General features: G+C 66.7%; 18 protein-coding genes. 5 read left to right on the forward strand and 13 right to left on the reverse strand.

Features of this window, described 5'->3' with window-relative positions; genetic code table 11:
* Nucleotides 1-49: 49 nt before the first annotated feature.
* From ACI79B_RS17890 to ACI79B_RS17900, 3 genes are read right to left on the reverse strand one after another with little or no spacing between them, the layout of a single operon-like run.
* Nucleotides 50-1,156, reverse strand: a complete 1,107-nt coding sequence (locus ACI79B_RS17890; RefSeq protein ID WP_456929067.1) for a ComF family protein — start codon at nucleotides 1,154-1,156, stop codon at nucleotides 50-52.
* Complete coding sequence (locus ACI79B_RS17895) at nucleotides 1,153-1,743, reverse strand: HAD family hydrolase (RefSeq protein ID WP_456929066.1); 591 nt, start codon at nucleotides 1,741-1,743, stop codon at nucleotides 1,153-1,155. The genes ACI79B_RS17890 and ACI79B_RS17895 overlap by 4 nt, the downstream gene beginning before the upstream one ends.
* Nucleotides 1,722-2,915 carry a DNA-processing protein DprA gene (locus tag ACI79B_RS17900; RefSeq protein WP_456929065.1) on the reverse strand — a complete coding sequence of 398 codons (1,194 nt, stop codon included), beginning with the start codon at nucleotides 2,913-2,915 and terminating at the stop codon, nucleotides 1,722-1,724. Before ACI79B_RS17900 ends, ACI79B_RS17895 begins: the two co-directional genes overlap by 22 nt.
* Before the next feature lie 606 nt (nucleotides 2,916-3,521).
* Here ACI79B_RS17900 and ACI79B_RS17905 point away from each other — a divergent pair.
* Nucleotides 3,522-4,427, forward strand: a complete 906-nt coding sequence (locus ACI79B_RS17905; protein ID WP_456929064.1) for a ComF family protein — start codon at nucleotides 3,522-3,524, stop codon at nucleotides 4,425-4,427.
* A gap of 902 nt (nucleotides 4,428-5,329) precedes the next feature.
* Here ACI79B_RS17905 and ACI79B_RS17910 read toward each other — a convergent pair.
* From ACI79B_RS17910 to ACI79B_RS17925, 4 genes are all read right to left on the reverse strand, one after another.
* Nucleotides 5,330-5,920 (reverse strand): hypothetical protein, encoded by a 591-nt coding sequence (locus tag ACI79B_RS17910; protein WP_456929063.1) that lies wholly within the window; start codon nucleotides 5,918-5,920, stop codon nucleotides 5,330-5,332.
* Between the two features lie 103 nt (nucleotides 5,921-6,023).
* The gene (locus ACI79B_RS17915; RefSeq protein ID WP_456929062.1) at nucleotides 6,024-7,172 is read right to left on the reverse strand and encodes a DNA cytosine methyltransferase; all 1,149 of its coding nucleotides are present in this window, start codon (nucleotides 7,170-7,172) and stop codon (nucleotides 6,024-6,026) included.
* 145 nt (nucleotides 7,173-7,317) lie between these two features.
* Nucleotides 7,318-8,154 (reverse strand): hypothetical protein, encoded by an 837-nt coding sequence (locus ACI79B_RS17920; RefSeq protein ID WP_456929061.1) that lies wholly within the window; start codon nucleotides 8,152-8,154, stop codon nucleotides 7,318-7,320.
* Nucleotides 8,155-8,522: 368 nt separating this feature from the next.
* Nucleotides 8,523-10,022, reverse strand: a complete 1,500-nt coding sequence (locus ACI79B_RS17925; RefSeq protein WP_456929060.1) for an AAA family ATPase — start codon at nucleotides 10,020-10,022, stop codon at nucleotides 8,523-8,525.
* A 393-nt stretch (nucleotides 10,023-10,415) separates the two neighbouring features.
* On the opposite strand from ACI79B_RS17925, the gene ACI79B_RS17930 reads away from it, so the two are divergent.
* Genes ACI79B_RS17930 through ACI79B_RS17945 form a run of 4 tightly spaced genes read left to right on the forward strand, consistent with a single transcriptional unit; the run spans nucleotide 10,416 to nucleotide 17,444 of the window.
* Complete coding sequence (locus ACI79B_RS17930; RefSeq protein WP_456929059.1) at nucleotides 10,416-12,152, forward strand: sigma-70 family RNA polymerase sigma factor; 1,737 nt, start codon at nucleotides 10,416-10,418, stop codon at nucleotides 12,150-12,152.
* Between the two features lie 10 nt (nucleotides 12,153-12,162).
* Complete coding sequence (locus tag ACI79B_RS17935; protein ID WP_456929058.1) at nucleotides 12,163-15,234, forward strand: helicase-related protein; 3,072 nt, start codon at nucleotides 12,163-12,165, stop codon at nucleotides 15,232-15,234.
* Nucleotides 15,235-15,243: 9 nt separating this feature from the next.
* On the forward strand, nucleotides 15,244-16,989 hold the full coding sequence (locus ACI79B_RS17940) for a hypothetical protein (protein WP_456929057.1): 1,746 nt from the start codon (nucleotides 15,244-15,246) through the stop codon (nucleotides 16,987-16,989).
* A gap of 35 nt (nucleotides 16,990-17,024) precedes the next feature.
* Complete coding sequence (locus tag ACI79B_RS17945; RefSeq protein WP_456929056.1) at nucleotides 17,025-17,444, forward strand: very short patch repair endonuclease; 420 nt, start codon at nucleotides 17,025-17,027, stop codon at nucleotides 17,442-17,444.
* Between the two features lie 113 nt (nucleotides 17,445-17,557).
* Here the strand turns inward: ACI79B_RS17945 and ACI79B_RS17950 are convergent, their stop codons facing one another.
* The 6 genes from ACI79B_RS17950 to ACI79B_RS17975 all read right to left on the reverse strand — a co-directional run bounded on the left by ACI79B_RS17950 (nucleotide 17,558) and on the right by ACI79B_RS17975 (nucleotide 24,249).
* Nucleotides 17,558-17,851, reverse strand: a complete 294-nt coding sequence (locus ACI79B_RS17950; protein WP_456929055.1) for a hypothetical protein — start codon at nucleotides 17,849-17,851, stop codon at nucleotides 17,558-17,560.
* Between the two features lie 317 nt (nucleotides 17,852-18,168).
* Entirely contained in the window at nucleotides 18,169-19,068 is a 900-nt protein-coding gene (locus ACI79B_RS17955) for a TauD/TfdA family dioxygenase (protein ID WP_456929054.1), read from the reverse strand.
* Entirely contained in the window at nucleotides 19,065-19,865 is an 801-nt protein-coding gene (locus ACI79B_RS17960) for a class I SAM-dependent DNA methyltransferase (RefSeq protein WP_456929053.1), read from the reverse strand. Before ACI79B_RS17960 ends, ACI79B_RS17955 begins: the two co-directional genes overlap by 4 nt.
* Nucleotides 19,866-19,873: 8 nt before the next feature.
* A complete protein-coding gene (locus tag ACI79B_RS17965) occupies nucleotides 19,874-21,676 on the reverse strand; it encodes a YcaO-like family protein (protein WP_456929052.1) in 1,803 nt (600 codons plus the stop codon).
* Entirely contained in the window at nucleotides 21,673-22,449 is a 777-nt protein-coding gene (locus ACI79B_RS17970; RefSeq protein WP_456929051.1) for a nitroreductase family protein, read from the reverse strand. The genes ACI79B_RS17965 and ACI79B_RS17970 overlap by 4 nt, the downstream gene beginning before the upstream one ends.
* 1,323 nt (nucleotides 22,450-23,772) lie before the next feature.
* On the reverse strand, nucleotides 23,773-24,249 hold the full coding sequence (locus ACI79B_RS17975; RefSeq protein WP_456929050.1) for a hypothetical protein: 477 nt from the start codon (nucleotides 24,247-24,249) through the stop codon (nucleotides 23,773-23,775).
* Nucleotides 24,250-25,049: the final 800 nt, after the last annotated feature.

Below are 25,049 nucleotides of genomic sequence, written 5' to 3' on the forward strand. Positions count from 1 at the left end.
GAGGGCGCAGCGTTGCCCGCCGTTGCCGTAGGAGATTGACGGTTGACCGCTAGTTCGCCATCTCGGTCACTGACGGCCGAAATAGTGCTCGGTCGTCTGCGACGGCGCGCTGAACGGTCATCTGACCGGCGGTGGCAGCCACGAGCTCTGCATCGACACCTGCCGAGCGCAAGGCAGTTCCGACGGCGGCCAGGGTGTTTCCGCGCGTGCAGACATCGTCGACGATGATGATGCGCTCCAGGGACGCCAAGTCGGGGGAGACCGCGAGCAGTGCGGAGTAGTCCTCACGGAACTGGGCAGGGCTCTCGCCGGCGTTCTGCGAGGCGCGCTTGCCCTTGGGCGCCATCAGAGCCAAGCCGTCGATCACTGGAACCTGGATGAGTCGGCTGAGGCTCTCGGACAACAGCAGGGTCCGGTGGATTTCCTTCGCCGCGATCTTCTCCGGGCTGAGCGGAACCGGAACTATTGCGTCCGCTTCCAGTAGACGCCGCTTCGCGAGCGCAGCGACCATCCCCTTGGCCAAGGGGTAGGCGAGCTCTGCTTCACCGGTCTTGAAGCGGTAGAACATCTGGGTGGTGGCTGTGATCCCCGCGCGGAGCCGGTAGGTGTTGTTCCAGCCGTATGACCGGTTGGCGACCACCCAGTAAGCCGGGGCGAACGCCGAGTAGTCATCCTCGATCAGCTCTGGCATGTAGACGTGGGTCGGGCGGATCTGCGGCAGGCTGGCCCAGTGGGTGCAGTGGTCGCAAAGCCGCGCAGCGCAGCTCGAAGCGCCGGGGAGGTGCGCGGTGCAGAGATCGAAGCGGCGGAAGTCCTCGGGGAGGACGAAGACCTGCCGGTTGCGGGGTGCGACCACAGCCGCGAGAACGGCGTTCTCGTCGGGCGTCGTCAGGGGGTGACTGGCGTCCCACTCCTGGGTTCTTAGAACCAGTTGCTGAGCCACTGGGTCGATGGACGCGACGATCCCCTTGACGTACACGCCGGGCGTGAACCGGTTTCCTTCGTGGAACCAAACCCAGACGTCGTCGCCAGGCTCTGCGACGTCGGCGTACTTGGCCCAGCCGAGATTGAGCTCGTCGCCGGGCAGCATTCGCGCTGCAATCTGAGACGGCCGGAAGCCGTCGTACCCGCCCCAGATCTTGTAGAGCCACTTCATGCGAGTTCTCCCACGTCAAACCAACTGGCTGCCTGGTCCACCGGCGGGCAGATCTTGCCGTAGCCCCAGCCGGCCCACAGGAAAGAAACTGCCGCAGCCGTCGCAGCCTCCAGGTCCGTCTGGGAGTCCCCGAGGTAGACCACTTCCGCCGGAGGTATTCCAAGCTTCGCAACGGCGCGGTTGATGCCGGCCGGACGCGGCTTCGCGGGCACGCCGCGCTGTGCCGTCTGCACAACGGCCATCAGATCGTCCAGCCCCTGGGCGGCGAGCATGGGGGAGGCCATCCAGGCCGGCAGGCTGGTCACGACTCCTAGTGGGAGGCGTCTGTGGAGGCGGCGGAGAGCTTCGTCCGCGCCTGGATAGAGCCGAAGGCGGGAAGCCTTCCGCGTACAGGCCGCCGCGAAGGCATCTCTGCTGTACCACTCGCTCAGCAGCGTGGCCGCTCGGAGACCAGCAGAGGGGTCGCAGAGCCGTTCCGTCAGTTGCTGACGTCTTCTACGGTCCTCTGGTTCGAGAAGGTAGGCGTACCAGGGTGCGCTGTCCCAGAGGGTGCCGTCGAGATCGATCAGGAGAGCTGAGACAGCCATGCGTCCCAGGTCTCCACGGCACGTTCGGTCGGGAAAGCCACCGCCGGCACCTTGGTCTCCGCTTCGATCTGCCTGTTCCCGGTCGTGTCGCTGGTGTCATCCGCCATGAAAGTAGCTAGGGTCTTGCGCTGCTCAAGGGCGAACCGGAACGCATTCATGGCGCCGCCGTCGCTAGAACTTTGCCCGATAAGCACCCCATTTGCGGCGGCGACGATGAGCTTGTTGCGCCTGCGGAGCGTCATCCCAGACGCACCCGTGCCGAATGGGAACTCGCTCAGGAAAGCGACACCGGGCGTCTGCAACAGCCGTTCGAATAGCTCCTTGTTCTCCGGAGGAAAGGGGCGGTCGAGTCCACCCGGCATGACGCAGATCGTGGCACCGCCGGCCTCTACCGCGGCTCGATGAGCGACGGTGTCGGCGCCCAACGCGAACCCCGAAACGATCACCGCGCCTGCGCTGGCCGCGTGAGCCGCGAACTGACTCTGCAGCCCCGCGTACGGCTCCCGGATGTTCCGTGAGCCGACACACGCCACGGCCGTGCGGACACTCAGGGCCCTGACGTCACCACGGGCGTACAACACAGGTACAGGGTTGTTGCTCTCGAACACGTTGCGCGGGTAGGCGGGGTGGGCATAGGTGAGAATCTGCGCCCCCAGGTCAGCTGCGCTAACCAGCTGCCTAGCGGCGCGGTCGTGGGCAACCACGCGATCAGCATCGGTAAGTCCGGCAAGGGCCTCCCGCAGCTGCTCGCCGGTTTTGCCAGGCAGAGTGAGGTGCTCCGGATTCAGCACCACCGACTCGACATCGACGGCATCGGCGTGGAGGCCTTTGAACTTCTGAGGTCCAAAGCCCTTGAGCGCGTCGAGCATGAACAGTGACGTCAGTTGGGCGTGCGTGACCCCCACCTGTTCTTCGAGGTCAGGCGACAGGCGGGCGAGGTCTTCCTCAACCGAGCGGCGTTTCCGACTCGGAGCACGCCTTGGTGCTCGGGTGCCGCCGGTGTCCGAAAACCCAGCGGAACGAACCAGACGTACAAGTTCGTCTGCGGCAGCGCACACCGCCTTGCTTCTTGCGGGGGACAGGCTCTCGAAGCTGGCTCCCTCGGTCCACGGGCGGAGGAACCGCTGACAAGCGTGGCGAAGCTCCACCAGGAAGTCCGCCGGGAAAGACACCGCCGCATCGGCCTCCGTCGGGCTGGCCTCTGTCGGGCTGGCCTCTGTCGGGCTGGCCTCTGTCGGGCTGGCCTCTGTCGGGCTGACCTCTGTCGGGCTGACCTCTGTCGGGCTGGCCTCTGTCGGGCTGGCCCCCGTTTGCGGCTCCGCGGGGCCAGCCTCCGCCTGGCCAGGCTGGGTCGGGCTGGGCTCCGCCTGCCCAGGCTCCGCCGGAAAGGGCTCCGCCTCCATGCCGTCGTTTGCCACGCCCCGATCTTGCCGTGGGGATGCAGCGGCTGGGCCGATTGACGGCCAGTTGTGACCCGAAAGCATCGAAGTTCGCGGCTTTGGACCCTCCTTGACAGCGCAGGACCGAAGCGCCGTGCCCGGCTCGGAACGGGGTGAACCCAGAAACAGAGCCCCGGGCAAGACGGGCCCAACGCCGCGACGCCCCCACGCGACAGGGGGCTGGCATTTTCCGAACATGAACCCGCGGAGGCCGCGCGGGTCCAGCAAGGGCACGACGGGCCCGAGAAGGCCTTGGGGAGTTCGCCCGCGTCACGAGGTCGGGCGAAACGCGCCGAAGAGACGGGACCGGTTGATGCCCTACGCCATAAGTTCGCTGTCGTGACCTTGCCCTTGGTGGCCCTGTCTGTGGATCGAGCAACGGCCGCATTGGCCGGCGGAGACGCCGCCGCGGCGTGGGAATGGCTTGAGGCGATCGCTGCCGTCGATCGGCCAGCGGAACTAGCGGCGGCCTGCCGCGACGCGCTGTCGCGGGAGCATGCGAACGCCCAGCGGTGGGGCGCTGCCGAGGAGGCGGCCGCCCAGGCCGCGCGGTACGAGCCCACCCCAGCCCGTCAGGAGCGACTCGGGCTGCTGCGCAAGCGAGAACCGCTTCTTCCCTTGGCGCACTTCGACGTCATCGCGGCAAAGGTGCCGCCCCCGTCCTGGCTGAGCCCGAGCCGACTGCGTCCGAACGTCGACGAAGTGCACGCCTGCGGTGCCTACTACGCATGGGGGGACCGCGCCGAGGCACCGTGGTCGCGCTACTTGAGGATGAGCAAGGCCCCTCCGGAGGAGGACGCCGAACGCGAGGCGATCTACCGGCTGGCCGTCGGCTACTTCTGCCGGTATCTCATCGAGAACACCGATTTGCTGAAGTTCGCCGAAACGGTCGTACCCGTGCCGCCGAACCCGTCGCGTTACGCCGACCGGATGGCCAGCCTCCCCGATGAGCTCGCCAGCGGCGTTCAAAGCATGTTGGCTGTGCCACAGGCACCCGAGGCACTGATGTGGCGGCCCGACAAGGCGCACATCGAGATAAAGAAGTTGCACGGCGAGGAGCGCCGCCAGGCGTCTCAAGAGGCGTTCACAGTTGGGCGCCAGGCTGCCCGTGTCCGCGGCCGGACGGTGCTGCTAGTCGACGACATCACCACCACGGGCGGCACCTTGCGCGCCTGCGCCCGGGCGCTCCGCAGCGCTGGCGCGGTGAAGGTCCTCGCCTGCTGCCTCGCCCATACCGAGGGCTGAGGAGATCGAGAAGCCCTCTCGCGTGCCCCCGGGAGGCTGCCGAGCTTGACTTCCCCCGTCGCGGAAGGGGCGTCATACCGGGGGCCCTGCGGCTCGGCGGGGACCAACGCGGAGTCCTGGCGAGTCCTGAGGAACGAGAACCAGCGAGTCGACTCGACTACCCATGTATCCAGATTCGTGGAAGCGGGGCGTCGTGTCGCGGATGCCCTCGACCTGCTTGGTTCATGAGGACGTGTCCCGCCGGTCTGAAGGAGTGGTGGCCTCCCGTTGTGCGCCCGGGGACGAACAGCTCCTCAGATGGTGCGGCTTTCCGGTCCGGTCGCGGGGTCGCCTTGACGATCCAGCGCGCGAGCAGCCCGCCGAGCAGCGTCCCGGGTGCTATATGTCCGCGGGAAGCCATTGCCATTTCGACTTGGACCGTCGGTGCCGTGCACCTCGAACTTGCCGCGCATGGTGGGACCGACGACGACGTGGCTCTGGGCCGGTGAGTCGAGTGAGGCTAAGTGTCGTTCGATGACTCGGCGGCAGAGATGAGCGCTGGAGCTGCTCATCGTCAGGCCTGTCATGTAGATCCAGTCCCCGAGGGACCAGCGGACGTGATTGCTGCCAGTCACAGTCACAGTGCCGCCGCGGCGTTGAAGGGCGCGCGCAAGCGGCTCCAAGTCTTTGTTGATTCCCAGGCCCACCGCGCATCCCTCCAACGGCCCGCTTTCGGGACACCGTCGAGAATGGCACTCGGGTCGGACAAGATCGCGGCGGTGCGCCTAGCCTTCACCGCAAAGGGGCAGTCGGCAGCCAATCGGGTCCACTGGTCGTCATTCGGTCGACGTTGGGCTGCTCGAATGACGATCGGCGCCATGCCGGCGGACGACCAGCTGCGACCAGTGTCCTCAGGCTGCGCGCTACAAGCGGCACGGCCCCAGGTATTGGCGCAGCTCCGCGCAGAAGTCGTCGAAGCTCTGCATTGCGTCCTGCGGACACGTGAGCCAAACGTCCGTGATGTGACGAACTCGGTCCGTCGTTTGCACTGTTCCCCATCTGTCCGAAGTTGAGCTGCGGATCACCAGCATCGCCTTGGTCGCTTGCGACACCAGGATCACCGCATTGGGCTTCGGATCCTTCTTGTCCCAACCGGACTTCGTGTCTACGAAAGCGGGAGGACGCGGGTAGTCCTCGACAGAGGTGAACTCAAGCTTGCGCGACTTCACCTCGAGCGGGATACGCCCGTAATGGTGGTGGTGCTCGGGATCCATGCAGGTGCGACCGACGTACAGGTCGATCTCCTGCGCCCAGGCGTGGCGGTCTTCCACCCGTTCTCGCCTACGACTTGGAGTGACTTGCACGGTGAAACCGCGAGTCACGAGGGTCAAGCCGACGAAGAGCGCGTACTGGTGCCCGGCATCCAGCTGCTCGAAGAAGAGCTCTTCGTTGCGCAGCCATGCGGCAAGGTCGGTCGCTCGTCCGCTCGCGGCAGGGCCGTGCGGGTCGGTCATCGATTTCCTCGCGTCCATGCGGTCCGGAGATAGGCCGTGTAACGCTGCGTTGGCCTCGGATCGACTCAGCAGCCACCTTCCGTCCGCGCGACACGAGGTCGTGTCAGGCGAAGGAGCGAACGTGGTCGGCGATATCCGCGCGGAATCGCTCGTCGAACCGCAGCTTCGCCTTCTGCATGCGACTGAAGAAGCCGCTGCTCGCCTTGAGACTCAACGGACGCGCTGTCTCGACGTCGACCGTGTCGACGAGGCCGGTGTAAGGAGCGCGAATCGGCCACATCGAGGCGGGGGAGGCGTAGACCTCGCCGTTCGCGCCCCAGGCTGCCTTGGGCCAGCGCCCGCCGGTGACGCGGGCCGCCCCGGTTTCGTCGTGCGAGCCGGGCTCCAACAGTCGCCTTCCGAGCCATTCGCTGACTCCCACCGTGACGGCGTTGCCGACCAGCTTCCAGCGGGGCCCGTTGGAGCGCCCCCGCTCAGCAGGGTCGGTCCACCCCCGGTCGAAACCTTGAAGCGCTTCTGCTTCCTCGATGGTCGGCAGGACGATCCGACGACCGCTGGGAGCTGAGGGGATCCAGATGGCCGGCGGACTCGGGATGCCGAGAGCACTTCCGCCCTTGAGGGTGGGGACGGCATCCCGCGCCCAGCCGAGCCCTCGTAGTCCCTCGGTCCAGTAGAAGCCGTAAGCCTCGGCCGAGAACGACTCCTCGGCCGGTTCCCCCGCGTCGTCGACGAGCAGCACGTCTGCAGGGTTCTCGGTCTTGCTGGCGACCATGATGACTCGTTGGCGACGCTGTGCGACGCCGGCGCTGCGGCTGTCGATCAGGCGGTAAGCCCATCGGTAGTTCAGCTTCTCCAGCTCGCCGACGAGGTAGCGCATCGCCGTGCCGCCGTCGAGCACGAGCATGTTGCGGACGTTCTCGAAGACCAGCCAGGTCGGATCGGCCTGCTCGAGGAGGGGAAAGACGTGCGCCACCAGGCCGCTCGCCTTGCCAGTGATGCCGGCGGTCCGGCCGGCCTGTGAGAGGTCTGTGCAGGGGAATCCCGCCGACAGGAGGTCCACCTTCGGCAGCGACTTCAGGTCAGCGACATCGCCCTCGAGCTTGGCGTCGGGGAACCGGACACGTAGAACCTCTTGAGCGGGTTCCCAGTTGTCCACGAGCAGCTCTGCCTCTGCGGCACCCGAGCGTCGTAGCCCCTCCTCCACGCCACCGATGCCCGCGAATAGTCCGACAGCGGTCATCGATGCGCTCACGTCGTCATCATCGCCCACCCCACCGACAGATCTCGGTAGGAGGCGGGTTGGCGAGGTGGGCGGTGAGCCTGTGGCGCACGATGCTGGCGGCGTGGTGGACGTTAACTCGCGATGCCGCGACAGCGCGCTGGAGCTCTGCGCCCGTTCAGACGGCGTCGAGGGACCCAGCGGAGACGACCCAGCTCCCGAGCGCCGCGCTGGGCATCAGGCTGGCGGAACCTAGAGCCGTCGACGTGCTGGTGCTCATGGGCACCACTCCGTCTGGACCGACCACGGCAACTGCGGCCAGGTGATTCACCTCGGCCAGCTCGGCCAGGTAGGTCATCCCTTGGTGGTATCCGTCTCTGACGACGTAGGTCAGATCATCTGTGTACTTGCACTCCACAGCGAGTGCGATCTGTCCGGGGAGCACGATCGCCAAGTCCGCGCCCACGGGCTGCGAAGCCGACGGCAAGGGACGCGTCAAACGGCGATATGGGCTGGACCAGCCGTAATACGTCCATACGCCCGCGCCCTCGAACCAGATGTCCCAGGTCCTGCCTTGTCGGTCGACAGCCTGATGACTGGGCCCACTGCCCAACCCCAGGGGGCGACGGCTCGTCACCAGGCAGCCGGCCGACCGCAGCGCGAGGAGGACCACTCCCAGACATCCCAGCTGGAACAGCCGCCCTCGGACGGTGGGATCGGGAAGCAGCATGCGTCTCGCCAACTGCTCGAGGTCTCGATCCTCCTGTCGGAGCGCTTCAGCGAGGTGAGCGAGGGCGCTCCACGGCGCTCCGGCACCACGAATGGATGCCAGCATGCTGCGGTCGGGAGGGACGTCCGCCCCCGACGGCAGGTGCAGGCGAGCTCCTTGCAGCGCGTCGATCTGACGGGCTACGGCCGCATCCATCTGGGGCGAGATGGTGCACGCATCCATGCGCACTCGCTCTAGCCGGTCCGCCGTCCAGCAGAGCACTTCGACGAGGTTCCGGTCGGGCACCCGGCGTCGTTCCCGGGTGACGAAGCCCGTCGCCGGCCAACCGCGAACGCGGGTGCGTGCCCAGTCGACGCGACCAGAGAGGGCAGCCGTGACGCTCCGAGCGGTGAGGAGCTCTGCCGGAAGCGCCTCCAGCCACGAGGTCGATGCTGTTGGCAGCCGGCGCAGCAGAGGAATGCAGTCCTCGAACAGGTGCCGTCGAGCCCGGCGGCGGACGTCGTCGGGGGTCCATTCGTCTGGTCCGGGCGCAGCGGCGACCGCCGAGTACAGCTGCCCCTTACCCGTATAGCTACTCAGAACTTCCAGTAGCCCATGCCAGGGCAGCGGTGCACTCGCCCCTGATTCGCCACCGCGGCCGTTCCGGGCCTCGGTCAACGCAGCGCTGTCAGTTGCGAGCGAACCCATTCCCACTGGGCGCCCAGCACGTCCTCCGCGGCGAGCCGGACACCGAGCGCGTCCAGCTGCTCCTCCTCCAGCCGCGCCAACCACGTCCCCACCGCTGACACGTAGCCCTCGGCCAGGAGCTCCGTGCCGTTCGGGGATCCGGGCTCCTCGCCTGCCAGGTACGTGGGAATCTCCAGGAACGCGGCGGGCCCGAGGACGGCTCCCTCGATCTCACGATGGGCGTCGTAGATGGCAGTGAGGCCTTCCGAGACCTGTTCCTGCAGACGCTCGGGCAGTACTGACAACCGCCCGGCGAGAGCTGCACGGAAGCCCTCCGTGTCCGGTGCCCCGACTGGTACGTGGGCGAAGCGCCGTCCCAGAGCCAGCCCGAACTTGAAGACTCGATGAGCGTCCAGAGCGTTGTAGGTCCCTAGCAGGCGCCAGTCGCTCCCGGCGAGGTACTGCACCGGCTCGGGGCCGGGGCTGTCCGATCGGAGGTTCTCCGCGCCCAAGACGGCGCATTGCGCCCCCTCGCCCCAGCCCAGGGTGATCGGGCCGGCATCAGGTTCTCCACTCGTGCGGCCAACCTGCACAGGTTGGCCCGAAAGCCATGTCAACAGCGGACCGAAGACGCGGTCGAGATCGGCCCGGTTCGCCTCGTCCAAGACCAGCCACCGGTCCTCGGTGATGGCGCGCAGCACCGCTCCCGGGACGAAACGCAACCGCCCCTGGTCGTCGATCGTCTCGCCGCCTACCAGCTCACGTGCTGTCCAGGATTCGTCCGGAGTGACCAGCGTGGCCTCGTGTCCCGTCACCATGCCCACTACCGAGGGGTCGGCCGCCACGTCGGCGAGGAGCTCGCTGACCAGTTGACTCTTCCCCGTTCCCGGCGGTCCGACGAGCATCACTGCAGGCCGGCTCGCGACCGCGCGCCGGAGCATCCGCCTCGTACGAGGATCCAGCGCCAACCGTGTGACCGGGACCGAGCCGGGAAGGGTCGGAGGGGGCACACTCCCGGCGATCGACTGGTCTACGACGCGGCCTTCTACCTTCTCCGCCTCGGTTCCCAACGCGTCGTGGAGCGCTTCGAACGGGTGCGAATCGGCGTGCCTTTCCATGACTCCCCACGAGGCATCCCAGGTACCGCCCGAGCCACGAACGATGAGCAGGACCGAGGGGGAGAGGCCGGCCTCGACTCGGGCGGTGGCCGCCCTTCGGGTGGCGGGGACCTCGCCCGCCTCCGGGACGACACCGACGAAGACCGCCGCCGAGCGAGCACGCTGCGACTGGTTCGCTCGCACGCTGAAATTCCCGGCCTTGCTGATCGTGGCGACCACGACGTCGTCGGCGCTCAGGCCCATCAAGCTGGCAAGCCACGTCTCGAGCCGTGCGAACTTCGTCGTGCTGGGAGCGGCCAGGTCGACTGCGCTGACCAGTTCGTCGAGCCCGGCTTGGGCGGTGTGGCCCACGGTCTTCGGTGCCGTCACGCTGCATCGTCTCCGTTGATCTCGCGGTCGGTCGACTGCGCGTTGGCCCGCCACTGAGGGCGCGTAAGCCCAATAGGCGGCACCGGTTGCGCTGGACGTCGGAGTGCCGATTCGCCCCGTCCAGGCAGATTCAACTGCACGTGACCGCTAAAGCAGATCAAGGCGGCGCTCTACCACTCGTCGGTGTCCTGACGACCTAGCTCGCCCAGGTCATTCGCTTGCGAGGTCTGGCATGAGCGCCCGACACGACCTGGCGCGACGTTCACCCGACCCGGTGAAGCTGCCGGGCGTTGGGCGGCCGCCGAGTCATCTCGGCCTTGGGACTGCCGATTCTGTCGGTGGACGGACTTATGGTCCTCCCCAGTGTCGGTGTCGTGAGCGGGGGGTGGCGGGATGAAGGCTGGAAGCAGCCCGCAGCTGCCTCATGCTGCCGAGCAGCTTCGCGCGGAGATCGTCCGACTGGCCGGTGTGCTGGGTCGGCCCCCAACCCCGGCTGAGCTGCATCGGCTCCTGCGCGTTCAGTCAGTTGACGCCGAGACGTTGATCGAGGCCCTCTCCGTCGCGACCGCTCCAGCGGGGCGAGCGGGAAAGCATGTCGGCATACAGGCCGCGCTTGCGGGAGCTGCGGGGCAGGTTGGCCTGACTCCCGCCGCCCGTGACCAGCGGTCGACCCCTCCGACGACCTCGCGTAGCGCCCTGCCGTCGGAGTCGTCGCGCGGCTCGGCCGTCGTAGGTAGTGGAGCTGGCGCCACGAAGAGCCCCGGCGCACTCGAGACCGGTGGTGATCTGGATGGCTGGGACGACGGTGGGGATCCCTTCGCAATCCCTCCCGAGCCGACCAGCACCTCGCGGTCCCACGACGACGCCGTCGTCGCCCAGGCGGTCGAGGACCTCCACGACGACTGGCTGCGCATGGGCGGGCAGCTCGACGAAGCGACGGTGCAGCAACTCGTCGTCCGTCGACAACTCACTGGGGCGCAGGCGAGCGAGGTGCTCCTCCAGCTCGACGAGCTCGGCGTCGAGGTCGCCAGTCCGAGGAAGCCCCGGCCCGCGAATGAGGTGGGTGAGGCCGCGGAGGGTACGGCGACCGGTGACAGCGCTCTGAAGGTCTACCTGCGCGAAATCGGCCGGCACCGCCTGATCTACGCCCAGGAGGAAGTCCAGCTCGGGAACGCCATTCGTGCGGGGCAGGAAGCGCAGGCGCGCCTGGCCGCCACCGACGTCACCCAACGTGAACAACCTCATCTCCGCCGCCTCGTTGCCGCGGGAGAGCGGGCCCACGGAGATCTCGTTCGGGCCAACCTGCGGCTGGTGGTCTCCATCGCGAAGCACAGGCGCTACTCACTGTCGGGCGTCGACCTGGAGGACCGCATCCAGGACGGCAACGTGGGCCTGATGCGTGCCGCTGACAAATTCGATCCCGGCATGGGGAACAAGTTCTCCACGTACGCCACCTGGTGGATCAGGCAGTCCATCGAGCGGGGGATCGCAGACCGCGGCGGGCTCGTCCGCATCCCCGTGCATGCCCACGAGAAACTCGTCCGTCTTCGCCGCGTCCTTCCCGAACTCCGCCTGGAGCTCGGGCGCGAACCCGAGCCGGTCGAACTCGCCACGGAGCTCGGGTGCACTGTCGAACTGGCGAAGGACCTCCTCTTCTGGAGACACGGGCTCGCGAGCCTGGACCGGCCAGTCGGGGACGAGGACATCACCCTGGGCGACCTGCTCGCCGACGAGGCCGACCAGGACGGGCGTGGAGACCCGCAGGAGCGTCTGCTCGCCCTGGCGCTGAAGAAGGAGGTGGCCGCGCTGCTCACCGCCGGACTCTCGCCCCGGGCGCGGTGGGTCCTCGCCGAGCGCTTCGGATTGGACACCGGGGAAGAAGGACGAACCCTGGACGAGATCGGGGCTGACCTGGGGGTGACCCGAGAACGGATCCGCCAGATCCAAAGCAAGGCCTTCACGAGCCTTCGCGGCCATCCGAAGTGCCTGCCTCTGTACGAGTACTTGATCGATCACTCACGGACGAGGCCGCTGCCCCCGCCGGCATCGAAGGACGAGACCGAGGGTGAGGGCAAGCGCAAGCGAGCTCGTCGAGACGAACGGTCCAGCAGCCAAACGCTGGCGAGGTAGGGAGCACGTGATGGCAACACCCGAGGACCAGCCGCTCGACGTCGCGGCCGATCGCTTCCTCGACTGGCTCGACCAGGCCGTCACCGCAGCCGGCCGCGGCGACGGGCTGGAACGTCTCGACGTCGATCCCGGCGCCACCTTCTGGCTGGGGCGACTCGCCAGCGGGGAGGAGGTGCAGAACAGCCCTCTCGGCGATCGTGGGGAGAGGCTCGACCCCTGCGCCATCGGCATCAGGCTTCGGCCGGTGGGTGCCGGCCCCTGGAGCATGGACGTCACGCTCCGGATGCGCGCCTGGCTGCGCGACCCCCAGGGCGCGGTCGCCGACCCGCGTGGTCCCTGGAGGCGCAGCGACGAGGTCACGGTCAGCCTGCCGGTGAAGGTCCAGCCGACAGGGCAGACCGTCGAAGGCCGGCGACAGCTTGCCGAGGCACTGACGGACGCCGGAGCAGACGGGTTGACCGCCGAGGTCAGGGTCGACGTCGAGGACCGTGACGGTGTCGTCGAGCTGGTCGTTCAGTTCGTCAACACCAGCCCGGAACAGCATCCCGTCCTCAAAGACACACACCTGTACGAGACCGGGCTGGAGGTTCGCGGCCTGGACACGACGCCTTTCGAGCTCGAGCAGCTTCCCGACTCGTTCCGCTACGACCGCCGGATCCCGGCCTACGGCATCAACGTCGGCATCGCACTGACGGACGAGACCCCGCAGGGGTTCAAGACCACTGACACGGTCACCGTCACCACATATCGGCCGGCGTTCTGGAACAGCCCCCGCCCCATGCCGGACCTCAAGTTCTCCACTCTCGCCGAGGACTGCCTTCCCCCGATGCGGGAACTGGTCGCCGCCCTCCGCGAGTACGACGAGGAGCACTGGTCAGATGAGGCCCTAGAGACCCGCGCCCGAGACAGCGACTGGAACGCGGAGACCCTCGCGGAGGCACGCGGGGCAGCCGCCGAGGTCTTCGCCGAGTTGTCTCGACTGGAGGGCGGACTCCGACTGCTCGAAGAGGACCCCGACCTGCGCAGAGCCTTCGAGCTCATGAACGTCGCCATCGGGCTGAGCGCCCAGGGCCGTGGATACATCGACTGGCGCCCGTTCCAGATCGGCTTCCTCCTCCAGACCATCGGTAGCCTCACCGACCCCGACCATGACGCAGACGTCGTCGACACGGTCTGGTTCGCGACCGGTGGCGGAAAGACGGAGACCTACCTGGGGCTGCTGGTAACGGCCGCGCTCCACGACCGGATCACCGGCAAGTCGAGCGGTCTGACCGCCTGGTCACGCTTTCCCCTGCGGCTGCTTTCGCTGCAGCAGACCCAGCGGTTCGCGGACGCACTCGCCGGCGCCGAGTTGGTGCGCCGGCGAGAGGGAATCCGCGGCGCCCCCATCAGCCTCGGATTCCTCGTCGGCAAGGGTGGCACGCCGAACAAGGTGGTACCGCAGGCATCGGACGACGACCCCGACCCGGACAGCCCGGGGATGCCCGACCGATACCAAGTGCTGATGCACTGCCCCTTCTGCCGGGGGGACCTGAAGATGCGGTTCGACCGCAGGTTCTGGCGCCTCGCTCACGAGTGCCCCAATGACGACTGCCCGTGGCCCGAGCGCTCCCTGCCCGTCTACGTCGTCGACCAGGAAGTCTTCCGCTTCCTGCCGACCGTGGTCCTCGGCACGCTGGACAAGGCCGCCAGTCTCGGTCTCCAGGCCGCCATGCGGGGTCTTGTCGGGCCACCGCTGGGCATCTGCAGCGAGCCGGGGCACGGCTACTGTTACGCGCCTCGCAGCGCCCGTCCCAACGGCTGTCTGGTCCCCGACTGCACCGGACAACGACGCGAGCTGCCCATGCCGAGGCGCCGCTTCGCTCCCACCCTCCGACTGCAGGACGAGCTGCACTTGTTGCGGGACAGCCTGGGAGCGGTCGACAGTCACTACGAGAGCCTTCTGGACCACCTCCAGCAAGATCTCCAGGGGCCACCGAGCAAGGTGATCGCATCCAGTGCGACCCTCACCGGCTACCAGCGACAGGTGGAGGTCCTCTACCGCCGCCGCGGCAGAGTGTTCCCACAACCCGGCCCCAGGACGGGCGAGTCGTTCTGGAGTCGACCCACGCCGCAACCGCTCCGACGATTCGTCGCCGTGGCCCCTCGCGGCGTCACCCTCGAGCACGTCACCGACCGCACGGTCGACGTCATGCAGAAGGCGGTGCGGCGCCTCGTCACCGAACCTGCCGTGGTGTGCGCGGAAGCCGACATCCAACCAGTCCACGCGGCCGCACTACTCGACCTCTACGGCACCGACGTGATCTATGGATCCACCCTCTACGACGTAGAGGCCGCCGAGCGAAGCCTGAGCAGCAACAGCACGGTCGAGGGCACCCTCAACAGCGTTCAGCTCACGGGACAGACCGACTTCGACGAAGTCCGACAGATCCTCGACGAACTGGAGAAGCCCCAGGACGACTTCTTCGACCGCATCCACGTGGTCGCGGCAAGCAGCATGTTGTCCCACGGCGTGGACGTCAGTCGCTTGAACACCATGGTGATGCTCGGCCTGCCACTCGGAACAGCGGAGTTCATCCAGACCTCCGCCCGCGTGGGTCGCCGTTATCCAGGGCTCGTCCACGTGCTGCACAAGATCGGACGCGAGCGGGACGCTCAGGTGTTCAGACAGTTCGGAGCGTTCGTCACCCAGGGGGACCGCTTCATCGAGCCGATCCCGATCACACGCCGGAGCCGGAGGGTGCTGCGTCTGACGCTGCCGGGGATCGTCGAGGCGCGCCGCCTCGCCCTTCAGGAGCCCCGCGCGGTCAACCAGCGACTGACCACCGTGCGGGCTCTGCGTGACTTCGTGCGCGACAACGGACTCTCCGCTGCGTCGGAGACACAGGTCATCGCGGCGGCACTCGGCTTCGAGGGACCCGTCGACGAGTTGTTGCGGGACGAGATCCGCATCTGGCTGGGCGGCTACTTCACCAACATGCAGGACCCGGCTCTCGCGTCGAAGTTGTCGCCCGACGTCCTGCCCGACCGCCCCATGATCTCCCTGCGCGACGTAGAAGCCAGCGCTCCGATCCACGACTGAGAGCCGATCATGACCGACTTGGGAACGCGATCCGGATCGCAGATCCTTCGCACCTTCCTGCCCCAGCAGACCGCCGACCTACGTCGAGGCATCTACCGCGTCGTCGAGTGGACCAGCGCTCAGCCGCTGGCGGTCGATCCCGATGTCATCCGCCGCCGCCTCCTCCGAGAGGTGCGGCCGTGGGAGCAGGCAGGCCTCGACAACGGGGTCGCCGCGGACCTCCGCAGCGGCGCGCGGATAGAGGTCGTCGAACTCGACGAGCGTCGCGGCGTCACCGTCGAGCGGTATCCCAACGTGTGGGTCTGCGACACCTGCAAGCGCATCGGCAAGCGCGCCGACCGCCCCTGCAAGTGCGGCGCCCAGAGGTGGGGGCAGTTGCACTTCGTCGGATTCCACTCCTGCGGGGCAGTCGTCGAGCCCTTCATCCGGCGATGTCCTGCCCACGACGACGTCAAGCTCGTCGCCCCGCGCAGCGCCAAGGCATCGGACATCCGGTTCGTCTGCCCCACGTGCCAGCAGGAGCTCATGCGGGGCCTGGGATTCAATCGATCGTGCCCTGGATGTGGACAGGGCGCCGTCTCCTGGAACGTGCACAAGGCACGCAGCGTCTACGCACCTCGCGGCGCCGTGCTCGTCAACCCGCCACGCCCGGAGCGTATGCGGGAGCTCCTCGCGGTCGGGGGCGCCCGAAAGTCCCTGGAGTGGGTGGTCGAGGGCATGACCGCTCGGAGCCCCGAGACGATGCAGGGCCGCCCGACTCGCGAGGCCTTCATCGCGAAGCTGCTCAGGGACAACTTCGACGAGACGTTCGCTCAGCAGGCAGCAGACCTAGCCGAGGCCGGAGGACAGCTGGCAGCAGACGACGCACCGGAGTCCGTCACCGGCCTGGACGATGCTCAGCGCGCCGAGGCCGAGAACGAGGCCCTCGACATCGCAACGGCGTTGTCCGAGTCGCGCATAACCACCGGCGATCTCGTCGGAGCCCCCGTCGATAGCGTTCTCGCTCGTCGCTATGCCGACGACTATCCGGCCGCACTCAGGGCGGCCGGTCTCGTGGACGTCGAACTGATCGAGCGCTTTCCCGTCCTCAACATCATGTACGGCTACACGCGAGGAGGGGGTGAGGCCGGGGCGACGCACCTGGTTCCGTTCCGCTCCCGCCGCGGGAACGGATACAGGCTCCATGGCGACCTCGCCGAAACGGAGGCCTATTTCCTCAGGCTCGATCCGGTACGGGTCGCCGCGTGGCTGCTGCAGCGCGGTCACCACCTGCCCGGCTTCGACGCGAGCGCGGGTCCTGCGGCCGCTCGCGCTGAACTGCTTCGGGCCACCCGCATGCCGCTGCCGGGCGATCCTCGTACGCAGCCGACCGTGGGCGGAGACGTCTTCGAGCTCGTACACAGCGTCGCCCACCGCTTCCTCCGGCAGACCGCCGTCTTCGCCGGCATCGACCGGGACGCTCTCAGCGAGTACCTGGTGCCGACGCACCTTGGCTTCTTCATGTACGCAGCCGCGAAGGGCGACTTCGTCCTCGGCGGACTGCAGGCCGTATTCGAGACGGACCTCGACGACTTGTTGAATTCCGTGGTCCGTAGCGAGTCTCGCTGCCCTCTGGACCCGGGGTGCAGTCGCGGGGCAGGTGCATGCAGCGCCTGCCTGCACGTCGGCGAACCCTCGTGCCGAGCGTTCAACATGCACTTGAGCCGCAAGGCGCTCTTCGGTGAGCACGGGTACTTCACAGCCTCGACGGTGTGAGATGAGGCTGGCCCGTCGGCGTCGGATCCGGGGCCATGGCTGACGGACCGCCAGCATCGTCAGCTGCGGCGCTCGCCCGGATGAGACGGCAGGCTCGGAGAGACACCAAGCCCGAGGTCGCGCTGCGAAAGCGCCTGTTCGCCAAGGGACTGCGTTACCGCGTCGACTACAAGCTCCTGCCTGGGTTGCGGCAACGGGCAGACATCGTCTTCGTCAAGGCGAAGGTCGCCGTGTTCGTTCACGGCTGCTTCTGGCACGCCTGTCCCGTTCACGGCACTCAGCCACGAGCCAATGCGGCCTGGTGGGCAGAGAAGCTCACGGCCAACGTGAAGAGGGATGAGCTGACCCGCCAGCGCCTGGAGGAAGCTGGCTGGGAGGTAATCACCGTGTGGGAGCACGACGATCCTGGCGTCGCGGCCGACCAAATCGCACAGCGCGTACGTCAGCGAGCTTGAAGCAGGACTGACCGGTAGGCCGCAGGGTGGTGGCCGGTCGACTGTGCACTCCAGGGCTTCCTGCGACACGTCGCTGCACTAGAGATAGTTCGGGTGCGGACGCGCCCGCGACGTCAGCGGTGCACGTGACCGGCGACGGCTGAAAGAGCCCGGGCCCGCAGCTGATCCAAGGCGCACGGACCGATGACTTCTTCAGCGAAGTCGCAGCAACGCTCGCCGTACTGGTCCTCAGCCCATGCGACCCAACCTTGGTCCGAGTCCAGGTCCAGGGCGAGAAGCACGTTGGTTCCGTCGGCGACCAGCTGGACTCCGAAGTAGCCACCGGCGAGAGACACCGCCGTGCCACCGGTGGCCTCGGCCGCACGGTCGATCGCTCGCAGATAACTTGGGTAGTCCACCGTGGTCACCGCCTTCTCTTCAGAAAATCACCATGATCCATCGCGTCTGCATGCTTCCCGAAGTCAACCGTGACACGGGCGACGATTTCCCGAGCGAGTGATGATCAAGGCTCTGGCACCGTGTGGATGCGACCGGCCGCCTTCAGCTCGGCGAGCAGCTGTCGTTGGGCACGCCAGGCTCTCCACACGGTGGGGGCGCGCGACGGGACCAACAAGTCTGACGGTTGTTGATCGTCCAGCATCTCCCCGACGCCGTGCCGCATGAAAAGGCAGGAAGCGCCAGCGCCGCACTGCACTTCTACAGACGGTAGGGACGACCTCCAGCCTCACGGCGCTAAACGCCGGCGCAGCCTTGGCGTTTGAGGGCTGTCACCCGGCAGAGATGAGGGCAGGTCCGCGTTCGCGTCGCGGGCAGGATTCCCGAGTTCCGACGATGGGACCAGCGACTGTGCGCGTTCTGCTCCGACCCAGAGGCGAAGGAGCCTGCGGGAGGAGTTGTGGTCCGGGCCCTCATGAAACGCCCGCCGAGCGTGGAGGACTCGCTCGTTGTGCAGGATGAGCAACTGCCCAGGCTGCAGCATCATCTCCGCTGTTGGACGCAACGACTCAACCGCGTCCCCCAGTGCGTGCAGAGCGTTCTGAAGATCCGGCGTCAAGACGCCGCTGTTCGCCATGCGCCAGCGATGGATCCGTGCACATGTGCTCGTCGACCCACCCCATATTGCCGGAGCCCAAACAACGGGCTCCTGCGAAACGCCCCACAAGTCTTGATCGACGAGATAGGGCACTGGTTGACGGAGCGTCTCCTCTCCCTCAGGCGCGTGTTGACGGAGCCAAGACTGCAACTCGCCAGCGGAGAGCAGCAGGGTTTCTCCACCTGAAGGCGCAGCCTGGCTGCAGTACATGACCACGTACCGAACGGCGCGATCTTGAACTAGATAGGAGCCGTCCGTGTGGTACTCGAAGGACTCGGGGTTGGTCGGGAAGATCTCTTGAGACGGCATCCCAGCATCCGCGACCTGTATGACGTGCCGAATGCCGCCGAACCTGTCCTGCGGTAGAAGGTGGCCAAGCAGTGAGGCGACACCCTCTAGGGCTTGCCAAACCTCAGCATCGGGCCTACCGACAAGTTCTTCGGCAGCTAGGACTAGATAGCCGGGACCGAGGTCGAGGACCTCTAGCAGTGCATCCTCGCCGATCGAGGCGACGTCGATGGTTGGTCTCACTGCATATCGCCCTGGCCATCCACCGAGTCGGTCTTCCTCGCGATCCACGTGACGCGTGGCGTGTCGACCTGCACAGGTTGTTCGGTATAGGCCACTGTTATGCGGTCAAGACTCATCCCCCCCGCCGCGAGGGCATCTTCGATCTCGCTTCGTAGGAACCAGCGTTCGACATGATGCTCCAGGAACCTCTCGTAGAGTCCCTCGGAGGTGGGAATGAAGAACGTCAGGTCGATATGGCATGACCGCTCGGAAGCCTCGTAGCGGTTCCTCCATACGTAGGCGAACTCTTGGAAGTCATCGCCTGAGTGATATCTGCCGAAGAGTGTCTCCAGTTTGAATCTCGTGTTTGTGTCGAAGACGAAGATTCCCCCAGGCAGGAGTGAGTGTCCGATCTGACCAAAGACGGTCTTCAGATCTCCCGGCTGGCTTAGATAGTTCACCGTATCGAAGCAAGCGATCGCTGCGGAAAATGTCCCAAGTTCTTGGAACTGTGGATCCGGAAGTCGCATAGACAAGAATCGTGGCCCAGGCGGCTGCGTCTCCTTAGCGATCTCGATCATGTCTGGCGATGCGTCTAAGCCCACCATGTCCCAGCCCATGGCCTGGAGCCGCGACGTCATGGCGCCGGTACCGCAGCCCACCTCCAGCACGCGCTGGGTCGGTGTAGCGGCCGCTCGTACGACGCGGTCAATATATGCGGCCCAGTCATCGTAGGGCGGCCTGTCGTGAGCCATCCAAGCGTCATAAACACGCGCCATGGCACTGTACTGACGGGATACGGTCATCTCGCTACTCACTTCTCCGCCTATGCGAATGGGTGTGGGTCGAGCGGTTCCTCCGAGTCATGTCCCGCCCGTTGTAGGAGTTCCGCAAATGGCGAATGCCCAGTCGGATCGGCGTCGTAGCCGAACGTGAGCGGGATGAGGCTTGGGTCCACGGCTCGCACAACGGCGAGGCCACTGTCGGGAGTTGAGAAGACATAACGTAAGCACGTCGTGGGCACAGTCCCGTCCCATGCGCTCTCCGGGATGTCTTCGAAGTCCGCGAGGGCTCCGGTAGTCATCCAATCGAGCCGTCTCCGCCACTCGGGGGTGCGATATAAAGCCGCGTGATCGCCAGGATTGTCCACCTCCTCGGGACTCACGGTGTGCGTAAACGGATGGGCCAGTTGCACCAATGCCTCGGTGCCGGCCTTTGCGACGGCTGTCGAGAAGTCATCGGCGGCCGCCATGCCAATCGCCATGGCGGTACCGTCGTCAGCCCGGACCAGCGCAACCGCGGGCCCTGCGGCGCTCGGCAAGTGCATCACGTGTGTGACAGAGCGATCGGACAAGTAGGCAACGATTCGATGCGAGTCACGCGGCAGGCTTGTCGCGACCACTCGTTGAGGGGGCGAGGTGGGTCCCGTTATGCGCACGCGTTGGAACGCGTCTCGTTCCACCAACTCCAGCCATGCGCGGCGAGTGGCCTCTCGCAAGGTGGGATAAGCCGCCATTCCGTTTGAGGATACGGCGGACGCTGGGAGCCATGAGGGCAGTTTGGTGAAGGGGTAGTAGATGAGGGCGGCCGGTAACCAAACCGTCCCCTCCGCGCCCTCGCCCTTCCCCCACCACTCCGGTGTCCGTGGATCGAAGCGGGATAGCCCAAGTCGGCGACGTTGTGCAGCGGAGTAGTCGATAGCGCGATCGGGATGCAGCCACGGCCCAGGAAGTTGGTCGGCGCTTGAAAAGAGTAGTTCTGAAACCTGAACGTCTCCGCCGGTGAAGCGTTCCTTACCCTCCGCTATGCACTTGGTGTGCGCCAACCTTAGGTCTTCATCGATTCCGCTCACCCGCGGGTGATCGAAGTCCGGTGCTGAGCCATTGCCTATCGGGGGGACCGTGGAAAGGTTGGAAAATGCCGTGTAGCCGTTGACCCAGAACAAGGGGCGGCCACGTTGTACATCGAACTGCTGAACCTGCGTGACAGTAGTCACGGATAGGCGACTGGAGTCTGGGCTCCACAAGTCCTGCAGGGAAGACGCCAGTCCTGATACATCCCCGCTGTGCAGATCCAGTGCGACGGCTCCGGCGCCGTCAAACTCGACTCGTCTTGCGGCTGCCAATTCGAGACTGCGTGGATCAGGAAGGTCTCCCGAGATGCTGACTTGAGATCCGCTCGCCAGTAGTCCATAAGCCTGGCAGCGGTCGAGATCCGCTAACTTCGACACGAAGAGCCGGAACGCTTGCTTGCCCAGTGCCGTGGTCTGACCGCTCCACATGAACGCCTCGTCGGCGGTGTAGATCAGGAAGCCTGCTGGTGGACCGTTGGACTGCAGGTTCTTCAGAGCGACGGCGAGGGGCACGGTCCCGGAGACGGCCAGATCGGGCGGAGGGCTCTGCGTCAGAAGAGCAGCCTCATGCAGCGGTAGCTCCAATGTCACGGGATCCTCACCGACGAGCGCGCCCAGCCCTTTCGTTCCTTCGTCTCGGAGGGCCGAGCAAGCGTCTTCTGGATCGATCGACGCGTCCCACTCCATGTGCACCCGCGTGCCGCGATGCGAAATCTGGAGGGCGGTGGGTGTCGCTGCTACAAGAGCCGACGGCGTCAGATACCAAGTCTCGGTCATGCAGGCGGTGCGCCGACGAAGATCGTCAATAGCGGCAGAGCGGGGCGCGTTACCGCATCGCGAAGCGCATCGTCGAAGAAGCCCGCGATGGGGCGGACAGGGGCACTGAGAGATGACGCCTGGAGCATTATGTGATGCATCGCGGCGCCGGTCTCAATAAGTGCATACCGCCAGCCGCGGTTGCCATATTTGTATGTCGTCCGGGTTGGATCGGCTGCGATGACGAGGATCGAAGCGCCAACGTCTATCGCGTGTTGGACGCCAGCGTCGGGAATGAACAGTGCCGACAGATCGTCTACCGCGATGGTGCCGGCATCTCGAAGCACGCATTCGTCATGGTCAACCGCGCGCATCGCCCTCAGCCCGGGTGAGCCCAGGTCTCCGATGGCCCAGAAGTGCAGCGGGTATAGGGCGCCGCCGGAGGCCACAGGTCGCTGCCCGGACGTCATCGCTTGGTAGACCTGCGTGGCGAGGTCGACCGCCACATCGAAGGATTTCGACTGGTCAGCAGGCAGCGTTTCCAGGTCTACCGAGTAGCGATGTGTCTGTGACGTATCAACGACGAGAGGACTTTGGGACGGGAGTTCGCGAACGCTGGATCCCGGTGGACGAAGCCTAGGCAGCCGGTACGCGTCCATGGGGTCATGCTCTTGCAGGACGGGCGGCGGGTTGGAGGACATGAGGTGGAACCGCTTCCAGGCCTCCTGGTCGTCGAGAAGCGCTCCGATTTCAACCAGACCATCTAGGAGGAGCGAGAAGTCCTGGCTCGCCATGGCACGCTGAGACAGCGGCCAGGTTCCATCAAGTGTGGTCAAGAGCGCCTGCGCACTCGCGATCTCATCGCGGGAACCGGACAGTCGCATCTCGCCCGCGGGCCCGTGGATGACTAGCGAGTCTCCGTCGGCGAGCGCGCTGCCGACGAATCGGGGACCAGTCTCTTGACGCGTCAACGGCCAGCCTTTCGCGAGAGTGCAATCACTCCCGCCGCAATGACTAGGGTCGAGACCCCGGCGTCTCCACCGGCATCTCGACCCTAGTCAGTGAACTGTCAACTGAGCGGCGGCTGGAGTGCAGTCTCACCGGAGGCGTGAGTCGCCACGCCGCACTTGTTGCTGCCGCCGCAGTTGCCTCCGCCGGACTGGCTGCCGCAGTTGCAGGCCCGAGCCTGTCCGGAGTCCTGCGGGGCGTGCTTCGTTACAACGATCTTCAACTCGATCCCCTATCGGGTGACGCGGCCGGGAGGGGATCGTAGGGGCAACCGACAAGGTGCAGCAAGACGAGCCGTTTTGGTTACTCGATCGCTGGATCCTGGGGCCGCCCATCCAGTTCCAGCGCGCCGCCGTCGTCGGTCTCCAGCGGGTCTCGCCGTCGAGGCCGATACGTTGCTGGCGCCAGCGCGCTCTCACGCGAGGACTCGGCGGAGCCCCGTGATCTGCGTCCCTCTAGGGACTGTTCCTCGTTGGCCCTGACCGAATGCTGACGCCGGACCCGACCCGTGGCGACCTTAGGTGACCCTCGGCGACCACCCTGCTGCCCCGTGACCTCTACAAACGCCCTCTGGCGCCCCTCGGCGACCCGCAGCGTCCGGTGTGCAAGGGGCCTTGAAAACCGCTATGGGGTAACACCCATCGTGGGTTCGAATCCCACGCCCTCCGCGCCGCGAGGCGGTTCTGCCGCCCCGGGTCTGGAGCGGCAGAACCTCGTCTGGGCAACTCGTAACGCTTCGATTCGAGTACAGCAGACGCGGGGTCTATAGGGGCTGTCGTAGGGCGGCCCTACGGTCCTAACTGGGTGGAGCCGGATGACAGACGGCTCCACCCAGAACCCAGGGCTGATGGCCGGGCCCTGGGATCACTGGCCCCTGGGCCGCAATAGCGGGCGGCCCAGGGTGTGCGCGAGCCGGAGCCAGGTCGGCTCGGGCACCCGCTCTGCCTCCGGTGTCCCGGGGCAGAGCGGACCAGTGGACACCCGGCCGGGCCTCAGTAGCCCTCGGCGACGCTCCAAAGCCCACCCTCGGCGCGTCATCTCGGGAACTCGAGGAAGGACTACAGGGTCCGACGGCACTGCCGACGCGGTCCCGCCCGCGCTTGGACGGTTCAGAGGGCCGGCACAGGAGGTGCCATCGCGGCATCGGCGACCTTGACCGCTTCCAGGCGTTCGGCGTCCTTGAGGCTGATTCGCTTCTGCTTGGCTCGCTTGCCCTCGGCCCGCTCCTCGAGAGCCTGCACCGCTGACTTGGTGACGCCCAGCAAATCACCGACCTCCTCGCGGGTCCGTCCGTCGATGCGCAGGGCCCGGACGGAGTCGAGCCGATCCCGCGCCATATTGCTGGAAAGGGTCACCGTGGCTCGTCGCTGCCCTCCGTGGTCCTCGTATACGAACGAGGTGGCGTGCGGGTTGATGAGTGCATTGAGGTACTGCCGCTTGCGGGCAACGGCGCCGACGCTGCCGGTCGCGGCGATCAGGCGGGCTTGATCGAGCAGTTCACGGATGCGCTCGGCGTGTTCGTACTCCGTCGACGTCTGGAACTTCAGGATCGGCGGCGGCTTTGGCTCGCCCCTTTTCTTCGGCATCGGTGTTCCCTCTCCCCGCGGACACAGTCTGTGTTCCTGGTGGTCTAGTCGGTTGTCGGCCTCCCTCCGCAGTCCCTGAACACCGGCGCCGAACCGGAACACAGACTGTGTGCGCCGCAGCCCTCATGACCGCGCCCCCCCGTCACCGTGCAGCACCGCCCCGGCCACGGCGTCAACCCGCCTTGTGACGTCCGGCCGGCGGTCGGGGTCAACGCCGGGGGAGGTTCCCCGGCGGGCCGCCGGAACTCAGGATCGCCGGGGAGGCGCGCCCCACGCCTTGCGTCGAGGCCACCGGGCCACCCCGCGTCGGAGCCTGTCGCCGGTCTGCGGGGTAGGCGGCGCCGTGGCCGCTGCCTCGCTTCGCTCGGCTCGCGGCACGAGCGCACGCACTCCCGGCCCCGGCTGGGTGCGCGGGGTCTATCGGGGTCGTGCACCCACCGGCCCCTGCCCGGTGTCCAGATCGGTACACCGGACTGCTTCCACAGCAGCGGGTGCGGAAGCAGTCCGCGTCTCGGCACCACGACGGCGCGCTGAGGGGCACCCAGAGTGAGCCGGTGACCGTATTCGACGGTGAGGACACTCGCACTGTGGGCCAGATCCAGGCAGGCCCCGGCAAGGTATCGCCGGACCTGCGCTCCGTCGAGACGGTCAACAGTCCTCTCTCACCAGCCCGCACCTCACGCCCCCCGGAGGACCGGTGAACGAGGCCGCCGCGTCCCACCACGGGACCACGGAAACGGCGGCTTCCTATGGCCCCACGACTGGCGGCACGCCCAGGCACCCGGCCTGGCTGAGATCGC

Source organism: Geodermatophilus sp. SYSU D00879 (assembly GCF_054050375.1).